22 protein-coding genes are annotated in these 24,830 nt (G+C 64.5%); 18 read left to right on the forward strand and 4 right to left on the reverse strand.

All coding sequences use genetic code 11. The features are described from left to right. Positions 1-329 precede the first annotated feature (329 nt). Positions 330-1,043, forward strand: coding sequence for a hypothetical protein (locus ACT4OC_RS11850; RefSeq protein ID WP_444839174.1), 714 nt, complete (start codon positions 330-332; stop codon positions 1,041-1,043). Positions 1,044-1,140: 97 nt separating this feature from the next. Here ACT4OC_RS11850 and ACT4OC_RS11855 read toward each other — a convergent pair whose 3' ends face one another. Next, complete coding sequence (locus ACT4OC_RS11855; protein ID WP_444839175.1) at positions 1,141-1,797, reverse strand: tetratricopeptide repeat protein; 657 nt, start codon at positions 1,795-1,797, stop codon at positions 1,141-1,143. Then, positions 1,787-3,580, reverse strand: a complete 1,794-nt coding sequence (locus ACT4OC_RS11860; protein WP_444839176.1) for an ABCB family ABC transporter ATP-binding protein/permease — start codon at positions 3,578-3,580, stop codon at positions 1,787-1,789. The genes ACT4OC_RS11855 and ACT4OC_RS11860 overlap by 11 nt, the downstream gene beginning before the upstream one ends. Positions 3,581-4,066: 486 nt before the next feature. Here ACT4OC_RS11860 and ACT4OC_RS11865 point away from each other — a divergent pair, with 486 nt between their 5' ends. The 3 genes from ACT4OC_RS11865 to ACT4OC_RS11875 are packed head-to-tail and all read left to right on the forward strand — an operon-like array spanning position 4,067 to position 8,787. Then, complete coding sequence (locus ACT4OC_RS11865) at positions 4,067-7,321, forward strand: type 2 lanthipeptide synthetase LanM family protein (protein ID WP_444839177.1); 3,255 nt, start codon at positions 4,067-4,069, stop codon at positions 7,319-7,321. Between the two features lie 50 nt (positions 7,322-7,371). After that, positions 7,372-7,575: a hypothetical protein gene (locus ACT4OC_RS11870; RefSeq protein WP_444839178.1), complete on the forward strand. Its 204-nt coding sequence runs from the start codon at positions 7,372-7,374 to the stop codon at positions 7,573-7,575. Between the two features lie 36 nt (positions 7,576-7,611). Next, positions 7,612-8,787 carry an acyltransferase family protein gene (locus ACT4OC_RS11875; protein WP_444839179.1) on the forward strand — a complete coding sequence of 392 codons (1,176 nt, stop codon included), beginning with the start codon at positions 7,612-7,614 and terminating at the stop codon, positions 8,785-8,787. Between the two features lie 14 nt (positions 8,788-8,801). Here ACT4OC_RS11875 and ugpB read toward each other — a convergent pair whose 3' ends face one another. Further along, on the reverse strand, positions 8,802-10,103 hold the full coding sequence (gene ugpB / locus ACT4OC_RS11880; protein WP_444839197.1) for a sn-glycerol-3-phosphate ABC transporter substrate-binding protein UgpB: 1,302 nt from the start codon (positions 10,101-10,103) through the stop codon (positions 8,802-8,804). Between the two features lie 261 nt (positions 10,104-10,364). On the opposite strand from ugpB, the gene ACT4OC_RS11885 reads away from it, so the two are divergent. From ACT4OC_RS11885 to ACT4OC_RS11950, 14 genes are all read left to right on the forward strand, one after another. Then, complete coding sequence (locus tag ACT4OC_RS11885; protein ID WP_444839180.1) at positions 10,365-11,360, forward strand: TRAP transporter substrate-binding protein; 996 nt, start codon at positions 10,365-10,367, stop codon at positions 11,358-11,360. Between the two features lie 35 nt (positions 11,361-11,395). Beyond that, entirely contained in the window at positions 11,396-13,450 is a 2,055-nt protein-coding gene (locus ACT4OC_RS11890; protein WP_444839181.1) for an ATP-binding protein, read from the forward strand. Further along, positions 13,420-15,162 (forward strand): ATP-binding response regulator, encoded by a 1,743-nt coding sequence (locus ACT4OC_RS11895; protein ID WP_444839182.1) that lies wholly within the window; start codon positions 13,420-13,422, stop codon positions 15,160-15,162. The genes ACT4OC_RS11890 and ACT4OC_RS11895 overlap by 31 nt, the downstream gene beginning before the upstream one ends. Further along, on the forward strand, positions 15,159-15,896 hold the full coding sequence (locus ACT4OC_RS11900) for a response regulator (RefSeq protein WP_444839183.1): 738 nt from the start codon (positions 15,159-15,161) through the stop codon (positions 15,894-15,896). Before ACT4OC_RS11895 ends, ACT4OC_RS11900 begins: the two co-directional genes overlap by 4 nt. Positions 15,897-16,145: 249 nt before the next feature. Beyond that, on the forward strand, positions 16,146-16,757 hold the full coding sequence (locus ACT4OC_RS11905; RefSeq protein WP_444839184.1) for a sigma-70 family RNA polymerase sigma factor: 612 nt from the start codon (positions 16,146-16,148) through the stop codon (positions 16,755-16,757). A 177-nt stretch (positions 16,758-16,934) separates the two neighbouring features. Next, on the forward strand, positions 16,935-17,135 hold the full coding sequence (locus tag ACT4OC_RS11910) for a hypothetical protein (RefSeq protein ID WP_444839185.1): 201 nt from the start codon (positions 16,935-16,937) through the stop codon (positions 17,133-17,135). 290 nt (positions 17,136-17,425) lie between these two features. After that, the gene (locus ACT4OC_RS11915; protein ID WP_444839186.1) at positions 17,426-18,115 is read left to right on the forward strand and encodes a cytochrome c biogenesis CcdA family protein; all 690 of its coding nucleotides are present in this window, start codon (positions 17,426-17,428) and stop codon (positions 18,113-18,115) included. Positions 18,116-18,132: 17 nt separating this feature from the next. Beyond that, the gene (locus tag ACT4OC_RS11920) at positions 18,133-18,687 is read left to right on the forward strand and encodes a thioredoxin family protein (RefSeq protein ID WP_444839187.1); all 555 of its coding nucleotides are present in this window, start codon (positions 18,133-18,135) and stop codon (positions 18,685-18,687) included. A 63-nt stretch (positions 18,688-18,750) separates the two neighbouring features. Continuing rightward, positions 18,751-19,752, forward strand: coding sequence for a hypothetical protein (locus ACT4OC_RS11925; RefSeq protein WP_444839188.1), 1,002 nt, complete (start codon positions 18,751-18,753; stop codon positions 19,750-19,752). 84 nt (positions 19,753-19,836) lie between these two features. Then, the gene (locus tag ACT4OC_RS11930; RefSeq protein ID WP_444839189.1) at positions 19,837-21,243 is read left to right on the forward strand and encodes a cytochrome ubiquinol oxidase subunit I; all 1,407 of its coding nucleotides are present in this window, start codon (positions 19,837-19,839) and stop codon (positions 21,241-21,243) included. After that, positions 21,240-22,250, forward strand: a complete 1,011-nt coding sequence (gene cydB / locus ACT4OC_RS11935; RefSeq protein WP_444839190.1) for a cytochrome d ubiquinol oxidase subunit II — start codon at positions 21,240-21,242, stop codon at positions 22,248-22,250. The genes ACT4OC_RS11930 and cydB overlap by 4 nt, the downstream gene beginning before the upstream one ends. Further along, positions 22,250-22,378: a DUF2474 domain-containing protein gene (locus ACT4OC_RS11940; protein WP_444839191.1), complete on the forward strand. Its 129-nt coding sequence runs from the start codon at positions 22,250-22,252 to the stop codon at positions 22,376-22,378. The genes cydB and ACT4OC_RS11940 overlap by 1 nt, the downstream gene beginning before the upstream one ends. A 142-nt stretch (positions 22,379-22,520) precedes the next feature. After that, on the forward strand, positions 22,521-23,114 hold the full coding sequence (locus ACT4OC_RS11945) for a L,D-transpeptidase (RefSeq protein ID WP_444839192.1): 594 nt from the start codon (positions 22,521-22,523) through the stop codon (positions 23,112-23,114). Positions 23,115-23,174: 60 nt separating this feature from the next. Beyond that, positions 23,175-24,212, forward strand: coding sequence for an amino acid ABC transporter substrate-binding protein (locus ACT4OC_RS11950; protein WP_444839198.1), 1,038 nt, complete (start codon positions 23,175-23,177; stop codon positions 24,210-24,212). 288 nt (positions 24,213-24,500) lie between these two features. On the opposite strand, the gene ACT4OC_RS11955 is transcribed toward ACT4OC_RS11950, so the two are convergent. After that, positions 24,501-24,830 (reverse strand): acyl-CoA dehydrogenase family protein (locus ACT4OC_RS11955; protein WP_444839193.1); only part of this gene is annotated, 330 nt, incomplete at its 5' end.

The following is a 24,830-nucleotide window of genomic DNA, read 5'->3' on the forward strand; positions in this document are numbered from 1 at the left end:
TCGAGGCAATCTTCTTCAGCGCCCGCAGCGCGGCCATGGTGGGTCGATACCAGAGGTAGGGGTTCGTCCGAGAGCAGCGAGGCGCGGCGCAGCCAGCATCAGGGCCATCAGGCAACGCTTCAGCGCCAAATTCACGTCCGCTCGCAAATAGCCAGATCCCGCGAACAGGCTGCGCGCGCGGCGCGGATGGCCGGCGGCCAGCAAGGCGCCGGGGCCAGGCAAGTCATATTCGCGCCAGCGCGGCGGCGCTGTAACATGCGCCGATATCGCAGTTCAGCGTTTCCGCGCCGCACGGGCGCGCGCATCTGCTGGAAACACGGGTAGATGTCATGGACCCTCAAGCGACCCTGACGTTTCGCTGTCCGAGCGAACTCGACGACATCCTGCCGCGACCGATTCCGGCGGTGTACGGCCTGCCCGACTGGTTCAAGGCCCTGCCGCAAAAGGCGTTCAACCCGACCATGGGCGCCGAGGCCCAGACGGTGAAGAAATGCCCGCCCTTCATCGATGCCATGACGCACGGATTCCTGATTCCGTTGCCCATCGACCTTGAGGTGCGGGACGGCGAATTCTCCTGGAATTTCGAAGTCCCCGAAGGGTTCGTCAGCGAATATTCGCATTCGCCGATCGGGTTTCACGACTCCAGCCAGATCGTCGGCACTCCCTTTTTTGACGAGGATCGCTTCGTCATCAAGTTCAACAATTTCTGGACCATTGAGGCGCCGCCGGGCTACTCGATCCTCTTCACTCACCCGGTCAACCGCGCCGACCTGCCGTTCACGACGCTGACCGGCCTGGTCGATTGCGATACGTTTCACGACAGCCCCATCAATTTTCCGGCGCGCTGGCATGATGCCGCCTTCAACGGAATCCTCCCGAAGGGCACGCCGGTGGCGCAATGCCTGCCGATCAGGCGCGAAAGCTGGACCGGCCGGTTCGAAACGTTTTCCACGGAAGAAGCGGAGCAGATGATCCGGACGCGCGAGGCTATCGGACAGGACGCCGACGTGTACCGAAGGCGTTTTCGGATGCCGAAGCGCTAGAGCGTGATGACTTCTCTTCGAATCGTCATCCCGCTCTAGCTTCTTGTCTGAGCATGATCTTTTCGGAAAACCGCTTCACATTTTTCCGGATCGTGCTTTAGTCTGCCGGCTGCGGCGGTCGCAGAAACCGCGCGGCGTCGCTCGGCCTCAGCCAAAACCGGCCGCGCGAGGCCGCCGAGAGCGAGGTCAGCGCGGTGCCGTAGCGCGCAGTATCACCGCGCGCCGCCGTGCGGAAGCACTCGAAGCCGGCATCAAGCTGGCCAAGCTCCAGCAGACAATGGCCGAGATTAAGCCAGGCCCCCGCATCGTTTGGGCGGATGGCGAGATAGCGCCGAAAGCCTTCCGCCGCCGGCTCATTCTCACCGAGTTCCTGATGCGCCTTGGCAAGGCCGAACAGGGCATCGGGCGCCTGCGGCGAAATGTCGAGCGCCTGCGCAAAGGCGACCCTGGCGCTGGTGCAGTCCCGGCGGGAGAGCTGGGCATAACCGAGCTGGAGGGATATTTCCGGGCTCGAGGGCGCGACCTCAACACCGCGCCCGAGCATGTCGACCGCCTCGTCGTAGCGGCCCTGCAAGGTCAAGGCGTAACCCAGGACGTAAAGCGCGCTGGCGTGGCGCGGATCGGCCTCGAGCACCTCAGCCGCCAACCGCGCCGCGTCAGCGGCACGGCCGTCGTCCAGCGCAAGCATGGCCTGCGCCAGCAAATCGCCGGGGCCGCTGCCGACATTGCCTGCGTCGAAATGTTCATCCACCATCGCCGGTCTCGTTCTGATGACGCCACATGGCGGCATATAGCCCGCTTTTCGCCAGCAAGGCCTGGTGCGTGCCGCGCTCCGCAACCACGCCTCGATCGAGAACGATGATCTCGTCGGCGCCAACGACGGTAGAAAGCCTGTGGGCGATGATCAAGGTGGTCCGATTGCGCGAGACCGTTTCCAGCGCGCCCTGGATTTCCTTCTCCGTCCTGGAATCGAGCGCGGACGTCGCTTCGTCGAGCACCAGAATGCGCGGATTCTTCAGAATCGTGCGCGCGATGGCGACGCGCTGCTTTTCGCCGCCCGACAGTTTCAGGCCCCGCTCGCCGACCTCGGTCTCGTAGCCGTCGGGCGCCGCACGAATGAGCCCGTCGAGTTGCGCATGCCGGGCGGCTTCCTCAACCTCCGCGTCCGTTGCCGACATGCGGCCATAGCGGATGTTGTCGCGCAGGGTGTCGTTGAACAGTACCGTGTCCTGCGGCACGATACCGATCGCCGCGCGCAATGAAGCCTGCGTCACCTCGCCGACATCCTGTCCGTCGATCTGTATTCGGCCCGAAGTCGCGTCGTACAGGCGAAACAGCAGCCGTGCGATGGTCGATTTGCCCGACCCGGATGGACCGACGACGGCGAGAGACTTGCCTGACGGCACGTCGAAGCTGACGCCTTTGAGGATGGCGCGCCCCGGCTCATAGGCAAACACCACATCGTCAAAACGGATCACGCCGCTTCCGGCCTTCAGGGGTTGCGTCCTGGCGCGGTCCTCTATCTCGGGCTCCTCCCCCAGCACCGACAGCATCGCCTCGATATCGGCCGCCGCCTGCTTGACCTCGCGATAGGCGAGGCCGACAAAATACAGCGGCTGATAGAGCTGGAACATCATGGCATTGATCAGCACGAAGTCGCCGACCGTCTTGGTGCCGGCCTTGACCTCGAGCACGCACATCACCATGGCGACGCCGAGACCCGCGGTGAACAAGATGGTGTTCGCCGAATTCGTCACCGACAGCGACGTGATCGCCTTGACGCTCGCCTCCTCGTAGCGCCGCATCGCGGAATCGTAGCGCCGGATCTCGCGGTCCTCGTTGCCGAAATATTTTACCGCTTCGTAATTGATCAGCGCATCGACAGCCCTCGAATTCGCATCCGTGTCGGCGTTGTTCACAATGCGGCGGACGCCAAGCCGGCTCTCGGTCAAACGCCAGGTCAGGACAACGTAGCCCATGACCGTGAGCAGGACGGTGACGACATAGCGCCAGTCGAACTGCCACGTCATGTAGCCGACGATCAGCAGCAGCTCGATGAAGGTCGGCAGCAACTGCATCGCGATCAGCCGGACGATGATCTCGACGCCGTTGCGGCCGCGCTCGAGGACGTGGCTCAGGCCGCCGATCTTTCGCTCGAGATGGAAGCGCAGCGACAATTCATGCAGATGGGCGAAGGTCTTCACCGCCATGCGCCGCACCGCATGCATCGTAACCTTGCCGAACAGGCCGTCGCGCAGTTGCGTCAGCGCCGATTCCAGAATGCGGGCGATGCAATACGCAACGACCAGCGCCGCCGGCGCGCCCAGCAGCCATACCGTCCACTGCGACCCCGCCATCGGCGGCTTTTCGGGATCACCGACCAGCGCGTCGGTGATCAGCTTGAAAAGCAGGGGAATGGAAAGCGTCGCCAGCTTCGTCGCCAGCAGCAACAACAGTGCGACGACCACCCGCAACTGCAAATCCCGCCGGTCGCGGGGCCAGATACAGGGCAGCAACTGGACGATCATGGACGACATCGCCCGCCGTTCCCGGGGCGGAGCAGGCTTGCCGTCATCATCGCTTTCGCTCTCGGCGGTCATTGATTCCCGTGCCGGAATTGACAGCCGGCGGTTGCAGTCTAGACTGGTTAGAGCCCCATTTACGAATGAGGGTGGCGACTTTTTGGGGTTGGCCGTCACCCGTCAAGGTGAGGACATTTTGATGCCTGGCACTGAGAAGAACCGTGAGGTTGGCGTTCGTACATTTGTTCTGCCGCCATTGCTGACACAGCATGCGCTTCCCGCGAACATCGAGGAGGCGAGACGTCCGGCTGCCCGGATGGAGGGATCGTGCAAGAATTCGACGCCAAAGACCCTGAATAACTGCTTTTATCGGGCTCGCGGGCCGTTGGCTCCCGAGTAACGCGAAACTGCCGGACGGTACGATCGACTTGCTCCGCCTGAGGGGGACTTCAGGCGGAGCGGTGTCGTGTTTGCCGCCCGACCGCAGGGAATAGCTCTCCCGTGATCGAACCGACAAGGGGGCCCGGGCCTTTGCTCTCGCCAGATTGGTTCGCAAGAATCGCCGTCGACTCGCTGTCCATCCAGGAAAGGCTCGCGGCCGGCCTCTGCGCGGGGAGCCCGACCGAGCCGCCAGAAGCCGCCGCAAGGCTGAAGGCATGGCGAGGCGCCGCGGCCGAGGGCGACGAGGCCCTGTTCGTCGCGCGGCTTGCGCGAGACAGGCTGGACCCTGCCGGCGCCCGATGTCTGTTGGGACGCCCCAAAATCCCCGCGGATTTCGAACTGCCCGAATGGTGTCATGTCCTCCGCCGGGTGCTGGATGCGACGCCGCGCTTGCGCGACGCTGCGCTTGCGCCGGACGCGGCAAGGACTTTCCCCTATCTGCGGCCTCACGACCCGCTGCCGTTCGAAGAATTGTTCGTGCCGTTTGTCGAAACGGCGTGTGCCCTGCTTTCCGAAAACAGGGCAAGCCCCCTTATCTCCGGCGTGCTGAACATCTTCGCCCGCGACCTGTTGCAGGGGGTTGCCAAGATCGCCGCGCGCGTCCTGACGGTGGAGTTTCGCACCTTTCTGGCAAGCCGCCAGTTCGACGATGACGGGGATGCGGATGCCGCACCGGGTCCGGACTCGCGCAAGCAGTATCGCCGCTTCGTCGCGGCAACCTACCGGGATGGCTGGTATCAGCTGTTCGAGGAAAATTGCGTCATGGCCCGGCTGCTGGCGACCGCGCTGGCGCAATGGGTTCGCAACGTCGGCGAATTCGAGAAACGGCTATCCGATGACCTCTCCGAAATAGAGCGGACATTCGGCCGGGGCAAGCCGGCGGGTCGGCCCGTCGCAGCGGAGACCGGCCTTTCCGATCCGCACGACGGCGGCCGCGCGGTGATCTCGGTCGAATTCTCGTCCGGACTCAAGCTCATTTACAAGCCGCGGAGCCTCGGCGTCGAACGCGCGTATTTCGATTTCGTCGCCGCGATCAATCGCATCGACGTCCTCTTGCCGTTTCGGATCCTGACGATTCTCGATCGCGGCGATTATGGCTGGGTCGAGTTTGTCGAACACAGATCGTGTGTCACGGACGAGGAAATCCGCCGTTACTATCGCCGGTCGGGAAATCTGCTTTGCCTGGTCTATGCTCTCAACGGCAGCGACTTCCATTTCGAGAACCTGATTGCCGACGGCGAGCATCCCGTGCCGATCGATCTGGAGACGATCTGTCATCACCGGATCGAAATCGGCGGCGCTCCGGACGAAATGACGGAGCGGCTGCGCCTCTCCGTGCTGGGAACGGACCTGCTGCCCGATCCGGTCAAGCTGGGTCATCAGTACTTCGATATTTCTGCGTTTGCACATTCCGACGCGGAAGAAGGCGAAGCCGACGTTTTGATATGGAAATACGTCAACACCGACGGGATGGACTATGTTTACGAAAGGCAGCGGCCACAAACCGCCGGCAATCTGCCGAAACTGAACGGCAAGACTGCCATTCTGGATGACTACACCGACATCATCCTGGAAGGTTTCGAGGAGGCCTATCGCTTCCTGCAGCAGAAGTCCGATCTGCTGCTCGACGAGAATGGGCCGTTGCGCGCGATGTTTTCGCACCATTCCCGGTTCATCTACCGATCGACCGCTTTGTATTCGCTGATCCTGCAAAGGGCGCTGCATCCCGCCCATGTCCGCGACGGCGTCGATTTCGCCATCCAGTTCGAAGTGCTGGCACGGAAGCTGATCGAGGCGCCGGATCGGCCGATGACCTGGCCGCTGATAGAAGCCGAGACGGCTTCGCTCTGGCAACTGGACATTCCGAGATTCACCGCGCGCGGTGACGAAACCGCCCTGAGACTGGGACCTGACAATTCGATAGCCGGGTGTTTTGCCGATTCCGCGTGGAGCGCTACACGGGCGAAGATCAGGGGGCTGAACGAAGCCGACCTGCGTTGGCAACTCAGCCTGATCGCCGGCTCCTTCGATGTCCGGAGCGCAAACCTTGGTGCCGATCCGGCAGCAGCACCGGAAGAGTTCGGCGATATCGAACCCTTGGGCGAAGACACGCTGCTCGCCGTCGCCATCGACCTGGCAAACGAGATCGAAGCGAAAGCTTTCCGCCAGAACAACGGCGACCTTGGCTGGATGGTGCTGCATTATTCGTCGGCGGCCGAGCGATACACCCTGCAGCCGATGGAGAACGATCTCTACAACGGCCGTGTCGGTGTAGGCCTGTTCTTTGCTGCGCTGGAAGCATTCCTGCCGGGGTCGGCATACCGGGCGCTGGCCCACGCCGCGCTGAATCCGGTGCAGCGCTGGATCAGGACCGCACCCGACACCGAACTGGCGGAGTTCGGCTTCGGTGGTTATGACGGGCTGGCCTCGATTGCCTATGGACTGACCAAAGCGGGGCAGCTTCTGGGAGAGGACGACCTGATCGCGGATGCAGCGATTGCAGCGCGGCGAATTCGCACCACGCAGATCGAAACGGACGAGAGGCTGGACGCCATGAGCGGCGTCGCCGGCGCCATTCCCGCTTTGCTGGCTTGCTACGCGGCGACCGCCGACGAGCAGATTCTTGCCACTGCCATCGCATGCGGCCGCCACCTCTTGCAGCGGCGCGCGCCCGACCCGTTCGGCTTCAGGACATGGCCGACGCTGGAGAAGCGTCACATCACCGGTTTTTCCCACGGCGCTGCCGGCATCGCTTATGCGCTGCTGCAGCTATACAAGGTGACGGGCGATGCCGGGTTCTACCAGGCGGCGGCCGATGCCGTCGGCTTTGAGGGGCGCGCGTTCGTGGCGGACCACAACAACTGGCAGGACTACCGGCGTGCCGCGACCACGCTCGCGCAAGGTCCGAAGTTCTGCATGGCGTGGTGCCATGGCGCACCGGGCATCGGCCTCGGACGGATCGCAGCGCTGGATGTGATGGACACCAGCGACGTGCGGCGCGACATCGCGGCCGCGCTGGCGTCAACCAGCCAGGCCGATCTGCTGCCGCGCGACCATCTGTGCTGCGGCAATACCGGGCTGATGGATACGCTCTGCAGCGCGGGTGAACGATTTTCGGAAGGCGGGTGGTCCCGCAAGGCGCGGCAGCTCGCAGCCAAAACCGTTGCGCGTGGCAACAGGCGCGGCAGCTTCAGCATCGCCTTCGAGAACGGCTTCTTCAATCCCAGCCTGTTTCAGGGAACTGCAGGCGTCGGCTATCAATTGCTGCGGCTGGCCGATCCGGCAAGAATTCCTTCGGTCCTGCTGCTGAATTGATCGAAGCTCACGGCCCATCAACGCGGAGTTCGGCAATGCACGAGGATATCTTGACCGAGGAAGAGTTGAAGCGCGCCGTGCAAAGGGTATTCCGGCTCTCGCAGACCGATCCGGAATTCCGCGCGATTTGCCTGAGCAATCCCAACGAGGCGATACAGCGGATCACCGGGAAGACGGTCGCCCCCGGCATCAGGATTCAGTTCCTTGATTCCGTCCCGGACAAGGCAAGTGACCCCGGCGGCGCAGGGAAGTAATCCACTTTGGCGTCTGACGCCGAAAAAGGCTGCGACATGCTCGAGGCGAACCGCGCCAAGCTGATCGAACTGGAGGCGCTTCGCGGCATCGCGGCATCGATCGTGCTGTTGCACCATTTTCTGCTGGTCGTTGCACCGCGACTGCACGGACGGAATTTTCCCGACGATCCCATTGCATTGGTGCGGACACCGCTGTTCGCGCTGGTCAATGGCACCGCCGCCGTCTCGATCTTCTTCGTGCTGTCCGGCTTCGTGCTGACCCTGCGCGCCATGGAGCGGCAAGACTGGCGCCAGCTCGTTGCCGGTGCCGCCAAGCGATGGCCGCGGCTGGTTCCCCTGGTGGTGACGACAAATATCCTGTCGGCGGTATTCGTATTGCTCGGCCTCTATCAGGACCGCACATGGTTCGGCACGGGGGTCTTCGATCCGGATCTATCCGTCGTCCGGAGCGCGTTGATCGACGGCCTGTTCACGACGTTCTTCCATGGCAGCGCCCGCTTCAACACGGTGCTGTGGACCATGCACTACGAGCTGTTCGGCAGCTTTGCGGCTTACGCGACCGCGCTCATCCTGATCTTCCAGAGATCGTTCGCGCTCGCGATGCCGACCGGCACGATCGTGCTGGTGCTGACCGCGGCCTACACCGGAGATGGCGGCGTCTATTATGCCACGATGGTTTCGGGAGTTTTGATCGCGCGCATCTACATGGAACGCGACACCGTCGCCGTCGCGCTGGCTTTCATGCATCCGTGGCGCGCGCCGATCGTGCTCGTCACCGCCGCCCTCGCGATCGTGCTTTGCGGCTACGAGGGATACTCCAGGCCCACAGGCTTCTATGCCTTCATGGCGCCGTTCGCTTCGCCGGAAATGGAACCCGTTCTGCACGGCATCGCCGCGGTTGCGATCGTGGCGCTGGCCCTGTTTTGCGAACCGCTACGCAAGCAACTGGCGCGGCCGGCCGCAGCGCTGCTGGGCCGGCTGTCCTTTCCAATCTATCTGGTTCATCTGCCGATCTTGCTCGCGCTCATTGCACCGGTCCATTCCAGCCTTGACGCCAATCTCGGCGCCATGGTCGCGGCACCGGTGGCGTTCCTGCTCTTCGTCGCGCTGACGCTGGCGGCCGCCTACCCGCTCGCGCGCTTCGACGAGTGGTGGGTTCGCAAGCTGCACGAGATGACCTCGCGCGTGGTTACCACAATGCGTGCGGCATGATACGCCGTTGCAACTCACCGGTCCGGATTGGCGCGCTCGAACTGGCGCAGCAGGCGGTTGCCGCGTTCGACCGCCGCATCGAGCGCGGCCTTCGCACTCTTCTTGCCGTTGAAGGCGAGCTCGAGCTCGTCCTCGATGGCATCGCGCACCAGCACGAAGGAGCCGAGCCGCACGCCGCGCGAGTTCACCGTCGGCGGCTTCATGGTGACCGCCTCGATCGAGATCGCGGCGCCCGGATTGCGGTCGTAAAAACCCTGCGATCGCGTCAGGTCGTAGGCCGCGCGCGTCACCGGCAGATAGCCGGTGTTCTGGTGCCAGGCCGCCTGCACCTCGGGCCTGGACAGGAAGGCGAAGAATTTCGCGACGCCGGCGTATTCCGCACGCGGCCGGCTGCGCAGCACCCACAACGTGGCGCCGCCGATGATGGTGTTCTGCGGCGCGCCCGCCACGTCAGGCCAGTACGGCAACATGCCGTAGCCGACCTCGAACTTCGAGTTCGCTCTTATGTCGGCGCGCGTTGCCGACGAGCCGATGAAGATGCCGCACTCGCCCTTCTGAAAGCGCGGCTCCGCCGACTGCCCGCGGCCGCTGTAGTCGTAGACCTTGGTAGCCTGCCATTCGGCGAGCTGGCCGATATGCCGCACCACCAGCGCATTGTTGAAGGTCAGTTCCGCATCGAGCCCCGCAAAGCCGTTCGAGCTGGTCGAGATCGGCGCATTGTGGAAGGCGGAGAAATTCTCGATCTGGATCCATGACGGCCACGACGTGGTGAAGCCGCAAGGCGCGCCCGATGCGCGCAGCCGCTTCGCCGCAGCGCCGATCTCCGGCCAGGTCTTCGGTGCGACTTCCGGGTCGAGCCCGGCGGCGCGGAACAGATTCTTGTTGTAATAGAGGATCGGCGTCGAGGCATTGAACGGAAACGACAGCATGTTGCCGGCGACGTCGGAATAATAGCCGGTCACCGCCGGCAGATACGCGCTCGGCGAGAACTCCTCCTTCTGGTCGCGCATCAGCTCGAACACCGGATAGATCGCGCCGCGCGCCGCCATCATGGTGGCGGTCGCGATCTCGTTGACCTGCACGATCGCCGGCTGGCTGCGCGAACGAAACGCGAAGATCGAGGCCGTCACCGTCTCCGTGTAGTTGCCCTTGTAGGTCGGGACGATGCGGAAGTCGGTTTGCGACGCGTTGAAATCGGCGGCGAGCTTCTCCAGATGCTTGCCGAGCTGGCCCGACATCGCGTGCCACCACTGGATCTCGGTGACCGCATGCGCCGGAGAGGCAACAGCGATGGCGACGGCGCCGACGGCGGCGATTGCGGCGGCGAGCCGCAGCAAGAACGTTCGAACCCGTTTCACGGCACCATTCCCTCGGGCGATTCTCACGACGCGGCTTCTTATCAGGCGTTCCTGACTAAGTCCGCCCGCTGCTGGTTGCAATCGGAAACGCTACACGCGCCGCACAATTAACGAAATCAACCAAAACCTCGGCAGGATAGCCACGGTCGGCCGGCTTCTGCTAAAAAGCGTTGAACCTTTTCCTTCCTCCACAGACTCCATCACCAAGGGGATGAGTGTTTGAACGTGTTTGGCCGCGCCCGACTGCAGCGGACAGTGGTTGTTGTTGCCGCGCTGCTCTTGACGGCCGGCTCAACCACCGCCCTTGCGCGCGAGTTTCGCGCCGCCGACACCCAGAACGAGGACTATCCGACCGTCCAGGCGCTGCGCTTCATGGGCCGCCAGGTCGCGGAACGCAGCGGCGGCCGCCATGAAATCAAGGTGTTCCATTCGCGCCAGCTCGGCGAGGAGAAGGAAACGCTGGAACAGACCCGCGCCGGGGCCATCGACCTCAACCGCACCAATGTGGCGCTGATCGGCAACCTCGTCCCGGCGATGAACGTGCTGGCGCTGCCATTCCTGTTCCGTTCCATCGAACATATGCAGAAGGTGCTCGACGGGCCGATCGGCGACGAAATCCTCGGCAGCTTCGAGCCCTACGGCTTCGTCGGCCTCGCCTTCTACGATTCCGGCGCGCGGTCGATCTACAACAGCAACCGCCCGGTCCGCTCGCGCGCCGACCTCGAGGGCCTGCGCATCCGCGTGCAGCAATCCGAGCAGATGAGCGCGATGATGCGCGCGCTCGGCGCCACCCCCGTAGAACTCCCGTATGGCCAAGTCCTGACCGGACTTGCGACAAAGCTGATCGACGGCGCGGAAAACAACTGGCCCTCCTTCGTCACCACGGATCATTACAGGCATGCCGGCCATTACACGCTCACGGAGCACACGATGAGCCCGGAAGTGCTGGTGATGTCGCTGAAGGCGTGGGAGACGCTGCCGGCGGAAGACCGCAGGATCTTCCGCGAGGAGGCGCGGCGCTCCAGCCAGTTCATGCGCGAAAAGTGGCGCGACCTCGAGGAGCAGTCGCGCAAGCAGGCGGAAGCGGCCGGCGTCGTCATCGTGACCGACATCGACAAGCGCCCGCTGGAGGCGGCGATGACCGGCATCTATGCCAGGGCGCAGCAGGACCCTGCTTCCGCCAAACTGATCGAACGTATCCGCAAGGTGGAGTGAAAGCAGCTTTGGCACTGACCAACCACGACGGCACGATGGAACGACCGACGAATTTCGTCGGACGCGCCCGCGTCCGCATCGTCCAGCTGGTCCGCGCCGTGCCGATCCGCTGGCGCATCCTGTCGATCGCGCTGCTCAATTCCGCCGTGGTGCTGGTGCTGGCGGCGCTGATCTGGAACGGCGCCAAGGTGCTGGGATCGGCCTGGGAGGACGTGCGCCAGGTGCGCGAGTCCGACAAGATCCTCGCCTTGCTGGAGAGCGAGACCAGCCGGCTGCAGAACCTGATCCACCGCTACATCAACCAGCCGAGCCCCGAGCTGTTCGCCGAGATACTGCTGCTCCGCGAGGCCGTGCTCGGCACGCTGACCACGCGCGCGGCGACCGACCCGATGCTGTCGGGCTCGGTGGAGCAGCTCGAGCGCGTCACCAGCCGCTTCCTCGACGGCTTCGGCGAACTGCGTGCCGTGCAGGCGAAAATCTCAAAGATCTATGACGAGCAGGTGCTGGGCCCGGCGCGCGACATGGCCGGGCTCTATTCGATCATCGAGGGCGCCACCGGCAATCGCGAAGCGCTGATCTGGCCCTCGCTCGGCAAGTCGCGCGAGGCCTTCACGGCGCTCCTGGTCGCCGCCAACGCCTATTATCTCTCGGTCGCCTCCGCCTCGGCCGAGGATGCCCGCCGCAATACCGAGACCATCGAAAAGTCGATTCCGGTGATGACGGATCTCGCCGAAAACGACCTGCAGAAGCTCGCCCTTCAGCGCCTCCTGCAGCGCACGCGCGACCTGCGCGAGGGACTGGCAAAGCTCTCCGGGCAGCTCGCCAGCCGCACCGAGCTGTTGCGCAACACCATCGACGCCAGCCAGGCCGATGCGATCGGCGCCATCGACGATCTGTCCGCCAAGATGCGCCAGCGCGAGCTGAAGGCGCAGGAAACCTTCGACCACACGCTGTCGAACATTTCCCGCCGCGTGACCTCGATCGCGGTGCTGTTCCTCGGCATCATCCTCGCCGCCGGCGTCGTCATCGCGCTGTCGATCCGCCTGCCGCTGCAGCAGATCATGACGTCGATGCGCGCCATCATGAACGGCGACTACGGCCGCGAGGTGCAAGGCACCAAAGCCAGGGACGAGGTCGGCGCGATGGCGCGCGCGGTGGAGGTGTTCCGCGAGAATGCGATCGCCAAGCGCAAGACCGAGGAAGAGCTGCGCAGCTCCAAGGAAAAGGCCGAAGCTGCGCTGCTCGAGCTCAACGCCGCACAGCAGAACCTGATCGACGCCGAACGTCTTGCCGCGCTCGGCGGCCTCGTCGCCGGCGTTGCCCACGAGGTGAACAACCCGATCGGCATCAGCCTGACGGTGGCGTCGAGCTTTGCCCGCCGCGCCGACGCGTTCCAGGCGGAGCTGAACTCGAACCAGCTGCGGCGCTCCAAGCTCGACGAGTTCGTCAATACCTCGCGCGACGCCGCCCAGCAGCTGGTGGCGAACCTGCATCGCGCGGGCGAGCTGATCCAGTCGTTCAAGCAGGTGGCGGTCGACCGCTCGCATGCGGAGCGGCGCCAGTTCAGCCTCTCCGAAGCCACCGACCAGATCGTGGCAAGTCTGCGGCCGGTGCTGAAGCGGTCGGCCATCCAGCTCTCGGTGGACGTGCCCGAGGGCCTCCTGATCGACGGCTATCCCGGCTCCTACGGGCAGATTTTAACCAATCTGTTCCTGAACGCCGCGAACCATGCCTTCGCCGACCGGCGTTCCGGCACCATCTCGATCTCGGCGCGCCCCCGCGGCGGCGACGATGTGGAGATCATTTTCGCCGATAACGGCGCCGGAATGACGCCGGACGTGCAGCGGCAGGCGTTCGACCCCTTCTTCACCACGCGCCGCAACGAAGGTGGCACGGGACTCGGCCTGCATATCGTCTATAACCTCGTCACGCAGCAACTGGGTGGTCGCGTTCTCCTGGAGTCAAGGCTAGGACAAGGCACCACTTTTCGCATTATCATGCCGCGGGTCGCCCGGGGCGACCCGACGGTAGTCGACGAAGCAGCGGACGGAACCGAGCAATGGCCGAACAGGACGATGTCCTCCACCTGATCGATGATACCGGGCACGCCCCGGAGGCCTCGTCCGCTCGCAAATGGAAGATCGCCGTCATCGACGACGATGCCGCCGTGCACGAGGGCACCCGCTTTGCGCTGAGCGACTACAATCTCAACGGCTCCACGCTGGAAATCCTGTCGGCCTATTCGGCGGCCGAGGGGCGCAAGCTGATGCGCGAGCACCCCGATATCGCCGCCGTGCTGCTCGACGTGATCATGGAAACCGACGTCGCCGGCCTCGAGCTCGTCGAATACATCCGCAGCGAGATCAAGAACGAGACCGTGCGCATCATCCTGCGCACCGGCCAGCCCGGCCAGGCGCCGGAGCGCCGCGTCATCGTCCAGTACGACATCAACGACTACAAGGCCAAGACCGAGCTCACGGCCGACAAGCTTTTCACCTCGCTCACCGCGGCGCTGCGCAGCTACCAGCAGCTCGAGCGCATGGTGCAGACCCGGCGCGGGCTCGAGATCATCATCGACGCCGCCTCCACGCTGTACGACTTCAAGTCGATGCAGCGGCTCGCCGAGGGCGTGCTGACCCAGCTCGCCTCGCTGCTCAATGTCGACTGTGCGGGCATCCTGGTGCTGCGCGACGACGGCGCCGGATCGGAATTTTCCGTGCTGGCCGGCAGCGGCTGCTACAGCCGCTTCATCGGCTCGACCGGCTCGAAGTCGCTCGATCCGGACCTGCGGCAGATGGTGGAAGCCGCCTTCCAGCGCCGCAAGAACGAGTTCGCCGACCACCGCAGCGTGCTTTACCTGCGCACCGGCAGCGGCCGCGAGGTGGTGGTGCTGCTGCAGGCCGAGCGGCAGCTCTCCGAGACCGACCGTGCGCTGGTCGAGATCTTCTCGAGCCGGCTGTCGATCGCCTTCGACAACGTCATCCTCTACCAGCAGCTGCACGAGGCCAACACCCAGCTCGAGGATCGCGTGGCGCAGCGCACCCGCGCGCTGATGCAGGCCAACCGCCGCCTCTCCTCGCAATGGCTGCGGCTGCAGCGCGCCAACAGCTTCAAGAACGAGATCCTCGGCACCGTCGCGCACGACTTGAAGAATCCGCTCGGCGTGATCCTCGGCCGCACCGAAATGCTGACCGAGCTGATCGGCGCCGGCTCGCCCAAGGAGAACGTCACCGCGCAGGTCGAGCATATCCGCGACGCCACCAGGCGCCTGACCACGATGGTGGATCACCTGATCTCCGACGCGATGGCCGACGCCTTCGACATCACCATCCGCCGCGAGCCGGTCGACGTCGCAGCTCTCGTCTCCGAGGTCACCGAGACCAACATGCCTTCGGCCGTCAACAAGCAGCAGACCATCAGCGTCTCGGCGCCGCCGAACTTCGTCACCATGTGCGACGCCGACCGCATCCGCGAGGCGATCGACAATCTGGTCAGCAACGCCATCAAATATTCGCCGATCGGCGGCAGGATCACGATTGCCGTCAGCCATGAGGGCCCCAACACCGCGATCCGCGTCTCCGACCAGGGCGCGGGCCTGTCGCCGGAAGACCTCGGCCGCCTGTTCGGCCGGTTCCAGCGGCTGTCCGCCAAGCCCACCGCCGGCGAAAGCTCGACCGGGCTTGGGCTGTCGATCGTCAAGCGCATCATCGACATGCATGGCGGCCATGTGACGGCGCAGAGCCAGGGGCCCGGACAGGGTTCGACCTTTACCGTTACATTGCCCGCGACAGAAGCGTCATGACCCAGAACCCGCATATCATCATCGTCGACGACGAGGCGCCGGCCCGCGAGATGGTCGGCGATTACCTCAAGATGCACGGCTTCAACGTGACGCTGTGCGACGGGGGAAAGAGCCTGCGCGGCGCCATCGAGAACGGCGTGCCCGATCTCGTCGTGCTCGACCTCAACATGCCCGAGGAAGACGGGCTGTCGATCATCCGCGACCTCAAGAGCCGCATCAACGTGCCGGTGATCATGCTGACGGCGACCGCCAGCCCGATCGACCGCGTCGTCGGGCTCGAGCTCGGCGCCGACGATTACGTCGCAAAGCCCTGCGAGCTCAGGGAATTGATGGCGCGCATCCGCTCGGTGCTGCGCCGGAGCACCGCCGCCAAGGCGCCGGCCGCGGAGGCCGGCGGCGCCAAGGCCGCCAAGGACCAGCTGGTGCGCTTCGGCACCAAATGGCTCGACCTCGAAGCGCAGGCGCTGCGCGACGATGAGGGCAACGAGCATCCGCTGACCGCCTCCGAGTTCGGACTGTTGAAGGTGTTCGCGGCCAATCCCAAGCGGGTGCTGTCGCGCGAGCGGCTGCTGGAGCTCGCCAATGCGCGCGATGCCGAGGCCTTCGACCGCGCCGTGGACCTGCGCATCATGCGCATCCGCCGCAAGATCGAGATCGACCCGGCCAAGCCGGCCGTGATCCGCACCATCAGGGGCGGCGGCTATTTGTTTTCGCCCGCCGGCGACAAGGCCTGATTCCAAAGACGGCTTGGACGCGGCAGCGGCTCGGGCGGTTCAAATCGAGTTCCGGGACGTCTCCAATTTTCCGCATATTGAAATCATTCACATTTTTGCCTCGAATGTTTCGTCGCGGGGCTCCCGACGAAACAATTCTCTCCCCCGCGAAACCATTTTCCGCTTTTCGCGCAGACATCCCGAAACGCGCCTTAACTATCACTCCTCCCAACGAAACGCCGCCCAACGGCGCGAACCGGGAGCCTGTCAATGTCGAACGTCATCGCCATCAACGCCGCAGCCAGCAAGCACATCGACGCTGCGCGCGCGACATCGGACGAGAAGCTGCTCGCGGAAATCGCCAAGGGCGGGCGTACCGCGATGCACGTGCTTTATTCGCGGCACAACGTTCGGGTCTATCGCTTCGTGCTGCGTATCGTGCGCGACACCACCATGGCGGAAGACCTCGTCAGCCAGGTGTTCCTGGACGTGTGGCGGACCGCCCGCCAGTTCCAGGGCCGTTCGCAGGTCTCGACCTGGCTGCTGTCGATCGCCCGTTTCAAGGCGCTGACCGCGCTGCGCCAGCGCCGCCATGAAGACATCGAGCAGGAAGACGTGCTGGAGATCGCCGACGGCGCCGACACGCCGGAGGCTTCGCTCGACCGCGCCTCGACCAGCGCCATCCTGCGCGCCTGCGTGGCAAAACTGTCGCCGGCGCATCGCGAGATCATCAATCTCGTCTACTATCACGAGAAGAGCGTGGAGGAGGCCGGCGAGATCATCGGCATCCCCCAGAGCACGGTGAAGACGCGGATGTTCTACGCCCGCAAGCAGCTTGCGGATTTGCTTAAGGGCGCCGGCGTCGAAAGCCTCGCTGCGTAAAGAACAGTATTTTCAGATAGTTACAGAGCAAAAGGCCCGGGAAACCGGGCCTTTTTCGCGCCCTGCCGGTTACGGCGAACGAAACAATTGAAACAATTGGCGACATCACCCGGAAAAACACAGCCCTTACACAGATAGCCACTGACGAAGCGCCAACCACCGACAAGGGAGACCGAAATGCTGAAGCCGTCCTTCCGCTACTTCATTATCCCGCTCGGTGCGATCTCTACGCTAGCGACCCTGTCGGCCCAGAGTGCCGCCCCCCGCGCCGACCGCGGTCAGGGCACGATGATCGTCCGGGAGCAGGTCGTGGATTGCAGCGCCAAGTCTCCTGGCGAGGTCTGCGTGATCTCCTGGGGCAGCGAATCCCCACGCTGAACGGAATTTCAGACGACCGGTTTTCTACCGACCAATTTCTACCTCCCAAGTTGCCTCCAACGACCCGGCCGGGATGCCCCCCAGCCGGGTCGCTCCACGTTTGGGGCTCACGCTGCCGCGCTTGCCGGGCCGACAAGCGTCACGGACACGTGACGCCTGCGCGCCGTAACGGCTGCGGGCGCGGCCGCGTAGAGAATCGCGAACGGCCCTCGATTCTTGATTTGACGCGTTTTCTTCACGCGAACTGGCATCCACTTCGCTTGAAAACGCTCCAACGGACTTTTTCGCGAATGCTCGACCTCCCTCTCGCTTTGCTCGCCGGCGTCGTCACCATCGCCGCGCCTTGCACGCTGCCGATGCTGCCTATCCTCCTCGGGGCATCGGTCGGCCAGACCGGCAAGGCGCGGCCGGTGACGATCGCGCTCGGCTTCGTGCTGTCGTTCTCGCTCGTCGCGCTGGCGCTGAGCGCCGTCACCCGCGTCTTCGATTTCGATCCCAACGTGCTGCGCAGCGCCGCGGCGATCCTGCTCGCCGGCTTCGGCCTGCTGATGCTCTGGCCCGCGCCGTTCGAGCGGCTGGCGGGCCGGCTCGGCGGATTTGGCGGCGTCGGTGCTGCGTCCGACCCGGGCCTGTTCGGCGGTTTCGTGCTCGGCGCCACGCTCGGCCTGGTGTGGACGCCCTGCGCCGGCCCCGTGCTCGGCTCCATCCTGACGGTGATCGCGACGTCGAAGGACACCGCATGGGCGAGCACGCTGCTCGTGACCTATGCCATCGGCGCGGCGATCCCGATGCTGGCGATTGCCTATGGCGGGCAAGCCGTCACCACCCGCGTGCGCAGCCTGGCGCGGATCGCGCCGCAGCTGCAGCAGGGCTTTGGCGCGGTCGTGATCGGCTTCGCCGCGCTTTCTTACTTCCAGTACGACACGCTGTTCGTGGCGTGGCTCACCCGGTTCTATCCCAACGGCCAGATCGGCCTGTAACTTATCGGAGACCTCCCATGTCCCTGCGTTCATTTGCCGGTGCTGTTTTGCTGATCGCTTCCGGCATCGTTCCGGCGCTCAGTGCCGAAGCGCCGCGCGGCGCCAATGCCCCGTTCGACGTCGCCGCCGCACAAGCCACCGCGCCGAACTTCGTCGGCATCACCAACTGGTTCAATTCCCCGCCGCTCGACATCGCCAGCCTGCGCGGCAAGGTAGTGCTGGTGGACTTCTGGACCTACGGCTGCGTCAACTGCGTCAACACGCTGCCGCACGTCACCGCGCTCTACAGGAAATACAAAGACCGCGGCCTCGTCGTGGTCGGCGTCCACACGCCCGAATTCCCGTTCGAGCGCTCGGCCGGCAACGTCAAGGCCGCGCTGACGCGGCACGGCATCACCTATCCGGTAGCGCAGGACAACGATTCGAAGACCTGGAACGCCTACCGCAACCAGTATTGGCCCGCGCAATACATCGTCGACCAGAACGGCAAGATCGTCTTCCAGCACGCCGGCGAAGGCCAGTACGAGGAAATCGAGCGAACGGTTGCAAGGCTGCTCGGCGCCAACAGCTGACGGCAACCACGACATTGTCAGTCTGCGGTTGCGCCCCTGCGGCTTGACGCGACGGGGCCGGTCGTGATGTTTGCCGCTGCCATGGATGCTGCGGCAAACCCGGATGAAGTTCGGCTGCGCAAGGGGTCCTCGCTCAGGGAAAGGCTGGTCTGGGCGGGCTCCGGTGCCCTGGTCTTGCTCATTCTCGTCCCTGGCCTGCTGACCTGGGCCTCGGGCGGCCCGCCATTCGTCGCCGCGTTCGCGGCCGCGCCGCTCGGCTTGTTCCTGATCGGCGTTGCCGCGCTTGAGCGCAACGTGGCCTGGATCGTCACGCGGGACGGCATCCTGATCGGCGAGCAGCGCCCGCTTGGGCGGGTGCACAAGCGAATGATCGGCAATCGCGACATCTCGAACGTCCGCGTCCGAAAGAACAGGTTCAGCTATCCCACGAGTTTCAGCCTCGCCTGCGAGCTTGCATCGGGGGATGTCCTGCTCTCGCCACCCTTGCCCGACATCACGCGCGTCAACGAAACCACGGCAACGATTGCGCGATTGCTCGGCCTTCCCGATATCGCGCCCGTCGAAAACCCGCTCGATGTCGTCAACGCCGAGATCGTGCTGGGCTCGCCGGCCGGCCTCAATTTCGTTCGCGCGCTCCGAGTGATCGTACCGGTTCTGGCGGGTTCGTGGATCCTGCTGTTCCTCGTCGCATTGCGGATCGGTGAGTCGAAGCTGGCGCTCGGATTGCTCCTGCCGCTCGGTGCGATCGCCGCCTTTGCACTTTACCGCTCCGCGCACCGGCTCGCCGGCGCATTGTGGATCATTCGGCACGGCGAAATCCAGATCGAGCGAATTGCGTGGAACGGCCGGCAACATGCCGAGACGATCCGGGCAGATGACATCGCGGCGATCGAGGTCGACAAGCCGGACTCCGAGGCCAGGGCTCGCACCGTCAGCATTCGACTGCATACCGGGCGGACGTTCCGCAGCCCGACAAGGCACGACGAAAAAGGCGCACGTGCCGTGCGCGCCGAAATCATTCGGCGCCTGAATGTTCCTCCGGATGCCGGGAAATCGGTGGGATAGCGGACCCCAGCTGCAAAAGGCGCGGTACTGCCGTCGCATCCGGCGTGATAGGGTTGCCGTGGAAGCAACGATGGGTGGTCAGCGATGCTCGAAGGCTGGGACGCCATAGTACTGGCGCGGGCGCAATTTGCCTTCACGATGTCGTTCCACATCGTGTTTCCCGCCTTCTCCATCGGGCTCGCCAGCTATCTCGCGGTGCTGGAGGCGCTCTGGCTGTGGACCGGGCGCGAGGTCTTCATCAACCTCTTCAATTACTGGCTGAAGATCTTCGCGGTCGCCTTCGGTATGGGCGTGGTGTCGGGCATCGTGATGTCCTACCAGTTCGGCACCAACTGGTCGGTGTTTGCCGACAAGACCGGCCCGGTGCTTGGCCCCTTGATGGCCTACGAGGTGCTGACCGCGTTTTTCCTCGAGGCCGGCTTTCTCGGCGTCATGCTGTTCGGCCTCGATCGCGTCGGCCCGCGCCTGCACTTCATGGCGACGCTAATGGTCGCGATCGGCACGCTGATCTCGGCATTCTGGATCCTCTCCGCCAATTCCTGGATGCAGACGCCGACGGGCCACACCATGAATGCGGCCGGGCAGTTCGTCGCCGCCGACTGGCTGAAGGTGATCTTCAACCCGTCCTTCCCCTACCGCCTCGTGCACATGGTGCTGGCCGCCTACCTCACCACCGCCTTCGCGGTCGGCGCGGTCGGCGCGTTCCATCTGCTGCGCGACCCGCATCAGGCCGGCGCGCGCGTGATGTTCTCGATGGCGATGTGGATGGCGACCGTCGTGGCGCCGATCCAGATCGTGGCCGGCGACCAGCACGGCCTGAACACGCTGGAGCATCAGCCGGTGAAGATCATGGCGATGGAAGGCCATTTCGACAGCCACAAGCACGGCGCGCCGCTGATCCTGTTCGGCTGGCCCGACCAGGCCGCGGCACAGGTGAAATACGCGATCGAAATTCCCAAGGCAGGCTCGCTGATCCTGAAGCATTCGCCGGATGCGCCGCTTGCCGGCCTCGACACCGTGCCGCGCGAGAACTGGCCGCCGGTTTTCATCGCCTTCTGGTCGTTCCGCATCATGGTCGGCATGGGCCTGCTGATGGCGGGACTCGGCTTGCTCAGCCTGCTGATGCGCATCCGCGGCACGTTCTATCAATCGCGCCTCTTGCACATCTGTTCGGTGGCGATGGCGCCGTCGGGCTTCGTCGCGGTGCTGGCGGGCTGGGTCACAACCGAGGTCGGCCGGCAGCCGTTCACGGTGTACGGGCTGCTGCGCACCGCGGACTCGGTCTCACCGCTCGCGGCGCCCGCGGTGGGCTCGTCGCTGATCGGCTTCATCATCGTCTATTTCACCGTGTTCACCGCAGGCGTCGTCTATATCCTGCGCCTGATGGCGGCCCCGCCGCACCCGGGCGAGGAAGGCCCGAGCCATGAGGTTCCTTCCCACGCTGCCGGCATCACGCCGGCTGCCGGCGCCGTGACGGGAGCGATCCGATGAACTTCGCCGTCGATCTCGCCATCGTCTGGGCCTTCATCATCGCCTTTGCGGTGTTCGTCTATGTCGTGATGGACGGCTTCGATCTCGGGCTCGGCATCCTCTTTCCGCTGTTTCCCAGGAAAGCGGACCGCGACGTCATCATGAACAGCGTCGCGCCGGTCTGGGACGGCAACGAGACCTGGCTCGTGCTCGGCGGCGGCGGGCTGATGGCGGCCTTCCCCCTCGCCTATGCCGTGCTGATGCCGGCGCTCTACACGCCCATGATCGCGATGCTGCTCGGACTCGTGTTCCGCGGCGTCGCCTTCGAATTCCGCTGGCGCGCCACCAGGGAGCGCAACCTGTGGGACAAGGCCTTTGCCGGCGGATCGCTGCTGGCGACGCTGGCACAGGGCATCGCGCTCGGCGCCATCCTGCAGGGCGTTCAAGTCGAGGGCCGGCACTATGCCGGCGGCTGGTGGGACTGGCTGACGCCGTTCAGCGTCCTGACCGGCATCTCCCTCGTGATCGGCTATGCTCTGCTGGGCGCGACGTGGCTGGTGATGAAGACCGAAGGCGAGCTGCGCGACCGTGCCTACGGCCTGTCCTGGGCGCTGCTGTTCGCCATGCTGGGCGCGATCGGCGCGGTGAGCATCGCCACGCCCTTCCTCAACGTGCAGTACACCCAGCGCTGGTTTACCTGGCCCAACATCGTCTTTACCGCCCCGGTGCCGCTGGCGGTCGCCGCCGTCACGGTGCTGCTGCTGCGGGCGCTGGCCAGGAAGCATGACTACCAGCCGTTCTTCCTGTCGCTGATCCTGTTTGCACTGTCCTATGCCGGGCTCGGCATCAGCATGTACCCCTACATCGTGCCGCAGAGCATCACGATCTGGCAGGCGGCCGCGCCCGAGAACAGCCAGATCTTCATGCTGGTCGGGGTGGCCGTGCTGATCCCGCTGATTCTCGCCTATACCGCCTGGGCCTATTACGTGTTCCGCGGCAAGGTGCAGGCCGGGGGTGGATATCATTGATGCGGGTCAAGCCCCCGCAGCGCCCGCTGGCGCAGCGTTTACTGTGGTTCGCGGCGCTCTGGCTCGCCGGCGTCGGCACCGTGGCGCTGCTCTCGTTGCTGCTCAAGCTCTGGATTTCTCCGAAATGACGGGTTTACGATGCGAATCCCCGAATTCATGGCATTCCGGCGGCCTCAGATTCGCCCTAAACTTGCCATCAACCGGACCCTGAGATTGGATGGTTCCACAGCGCGATTGATTTGCCGCGCGCCCTGCCAAGGAGAGCTTTGCATGACGAATTTCCGTCACCTGACCTGGATGTTGATCGCAGCCTTCGGTCTCGTGTTTTCGACCGTGCAAAGCCATGCCCAGAAGCGACCCGATGCCGACGAGCCCGGCCTGGTTGCCGACGATGCTTACGAGCTGCAGCCGCAGTACAGGAAGCAAGTCGTTTACTACCGCACCAACGAGGCGCCGGGCACCATCATCGTGGTGACCGCCGAGCGTCACCTCTACCTCGTGCAGGGCAACGGCCGCGCCATCCGCTACGGCATCGGCGTCGGCCGCGAAGGCTTTCAGTGGCAGGGCCTGGTGAACATCACCCGCAAGGCGGAATGGCCGGACTGGACCCCGCCGCCGGAGATGATCGCCCGCCAGCCTTATCTGCCGCGCTTCATGGCCGGTGGGCCCGGCAATCCGCTCGGGGCGCGCGCCATGTATCTCGGCACGACGGTCTACCGCATCCACGGCACCAACCGTCCCGACACGATCGGCACCGCCGTCTCCTCCGGCTGCTTCCGCCTGGTCAACGCCGACGTCGCCGACCTCTATGAGCGCGTGCCCGTCGGCACCAAAGTCGTCATCCGCCAGAAGCCCGAGCTATAACCGGCGCGGGCTCGCCGCGCCGGCCGATCCATTTCCCAAAATTCCTGTGAGAGAAAAATGATGCGCACATTCCGGGGCGGCCTGCTGATCGGGCTCGCCATCGCAGTCGTGGTTGCCATTGGCGCGATCATCTACGAATTCTACGACACGCGGACGTTGCGGCGCACGGTGCGGCGCGGCGAGGTGCTGTGCGGCGTCAATGCCGGCCTGCCCGGCTTCTCCATCCCCGACGACAAGGGCAACTGGACCGGCTTCGACGTCGACTTCTGCCGCGCGGTGGCGGCCGCGATCTTCGACGACCCGAAGAAGACCAAGTTCGTGCCGCTCGACGCCAGCGAGCGATTCACCGAGCTGCAGAAGCGCAAGATCGACATCCTCTCGCGCAACTCCACCTGGAGCATGGCGCGCGAGACCAGATACGACCTGTATTTCCCGGCGGTCGCCTATTACGACGGCCAGGGTTTCATGCTGCCGGGCTCGCGCAAAGTCGATTCCGCGCTCGACCTCAACGGCAGCAAGGTCTGCGTGCAGGCGAACACGACGACCGCGCTCAACCTCGTCGACTATTTCCGCGCCAACAACATGAAGTTCGAAGAGGTCAAGCTGCCGAAGCTGGACGACGTCGTGAAGGCCTACAATGAAGGCAAGTGCGACACCCTGACGGCCGACGTGTCGCAGCTCTACGCGCTGCGGCTCAACATGGCCAAGCCCGGCGATCACGCGATCCTGCCCGACGTCATTTCCAAGGAGCCGCTCGCCCCCGTGGTGCGCCAGCGCGACGACGACTGGATGATGATCGTAAAGTGGACGCTCTATGCGATGATCAACGCCGAGGAGCTCGGCATCACCTCGAAGAACATCGACGAGGCGCTGAAGTCGAAGAAGCCGGACGTGATGCGGCTGGTCGGCAACGAGGGCAATTACGGCGAACAGCTCGGCCTGCCGAAGGACTGGGCGGTGCGCATCATCCGTCACGTCGGCAATTACGGCGAAATCTACGACCGCAATATCGGCAGCGAATCCAGGCTGCAGATTCCGCGCGGCATGAACCAGCTCTGGAGCGCCGGCGGCATCCAGTACGCCCCGCCGATCCGGTAAGCGTCGGCGCTGCGCCCTCACTTGTCGTCACCCGCGAAGGCGGGTGACCCAGTACGCCGCGGCCCATCGTTTAGCCGCTGAGTCTCTGGAATACTGGATCGCCCGGTCGAGCCGGGCGATGACGACTGTTGTTGGGGCAACGCTGCCACACCCACCGTCATTGCGAGGAGCGCAGCGACGAAGCAATCCATCTACCCGTTTGCCGAGCTGTGGATTGCTTCGCGGAGCCTGTCATCGGGCCGCGCCTTGCGCGGACCCGTTGGCTCGCAATGACGGAGTGAGAGTCCCTCAATAACTCCTTGACCTTGCCAGCTGGTCGGCGTGAAAATTCGCGTCGCCGAACAATTCCTCGCAGACCCGCGCGCGCTTCATGAAGAAGCCGATGTCGAACTGGTCGGTCATGCCCATGCCGCCATGCATCTGCACGCCCTCCTGCACGGCGCGCGTTGCCGTGGTGCCGGCCTTGGCCTTCGCCACCGCCACGGCGGACGCCGCCTTGTCGATGTCGGCATCGAGCGCCTGCAGCGCCTTCAAGGTGGCGGCGCGGGAAATCTCGATGTCGACATAGAGCTCGGCGGCGCGGTGCTGCAGCGCCTGGAATTCGCCGATCAGCTTGCC

The sequence above is a fragment of the Bradyrhizobium sp. genome (genome assembly GCF_052389815.1).
GTDB lineage: Bacteria > Pseudomonadota > Alphaproteobacteria > Rhizobiales > Xanthobacteraceae > Bradyrhizobium.

Coding starts and splice junctions, on each gene's coding strand:
- ACT4OC_RS11850 (WP_444839174.1), top strand. CDS start 330: ATGGACCCTCAAGCGACCCTGACGTTTCGCTGTCCGAGCGAACTCGAC.
- ACT4OC_RS11855 (WP_444839175.1), bottom strand. CDS start 1,797: ATGGTGGATGAACATTTCGACGCAGGCAATGTCGGCAGCGGCCCCGGC.
- ACT4OC_RS11860 (WP_444839176.1), bottom strand. CDS start 3,580: ATGTCGTCCATGATCGTCCAGTTGCTGCCCTGTATCTGGCCCCGCGAC.
- ACT4OC_RS11875 (WP_444839179.1), top strand. CDS start 7,612: ATGCTCGAGGCGAACCGCGCCAAGCTGATCGAACTGGAGGCGCTTCGC.
- ACT4OC_RS11890 (WP_444839181.1), top strand. CDS start 11,396: ATGGAACGACCGACGAATTTCGTCGGACGCGCCCGCGTCCGCATCGTC.
- ACT4OC_RS11895 (WP_444839182.1), top strand. CDS start 13,420: ATGGCCGAACAGGACGATGTCCTCCACCTGATCGATGATACCGGGCAC.
- ACT4OC_RS11900 (WP_444839183.1), top strand. CDS start 15,159: ATGACCCAGAACCCGCATATCATCATCGTCGACGACGAGGCGCCGGCC.
- ACT4OC_RS11905 (WP_444839184.1), top strand. CDS start 16,146: ATGTCGAACGTCATCGCCATCAACGCCGCAGCCAGCAAGCACATCGAC.
- ACT4OC_RS11910 (WP_444839185.1), top strand. CDS start 16,935: ATGCTGAAGCCGTCCTTCCGCTACTTCATTATCCCGCTCGGTGCGATC.
- ACT4OC_RS11915 (WP_444839186.1), top strand. CDS start 17,426: ATGCTCGACCTCCCTCTCGCTTTGCTCGCCGGCGTCGTCACCATCGCC.
- ACT4OC_RS11920 (WP_444839187.1), top strand. CDS start 18,133: ATGTCCCTGCGTTCATTTGCCGGTGCTGTTTTGCTGATCGCTTCCGGC.
- ACT4OC_RS11930 (WP_444839189.1), top strand. CDS start 19,837: ATGCTCGAAGGCTGGGACGCCATAGTACTGGCGCGGGCGCAATTTGCC.
- cydB (WP_444839190.1), top strand. CDS start 21,240: ATGAACTTCGCCGTCGATCTCGCCATCGTCTGGGCCTTCATCATCGCC.
- ACT4OC_RS11940 (WP_444839191.1), top strand. CDS start 22,250: ATGCGGGTCAAGCCCCCGCAGCGCCCGCTGGCGCAGCGTTTACTGTGG.
- ACT4OC_RS11945 (WP_444839192.1), top strand. CDS start 22,521: ATGACGAATTTCCGTCACCTGACCTGGATGTTGATCGCAGCCTTCGGT.
- ACT4OC_RS11950 (WP_444839198.1), top strand. CDS start 23,175: ATGCGCACATTCCGGGGCGGCCTGCTGATCGGGCTCGCCATCGCAGTC.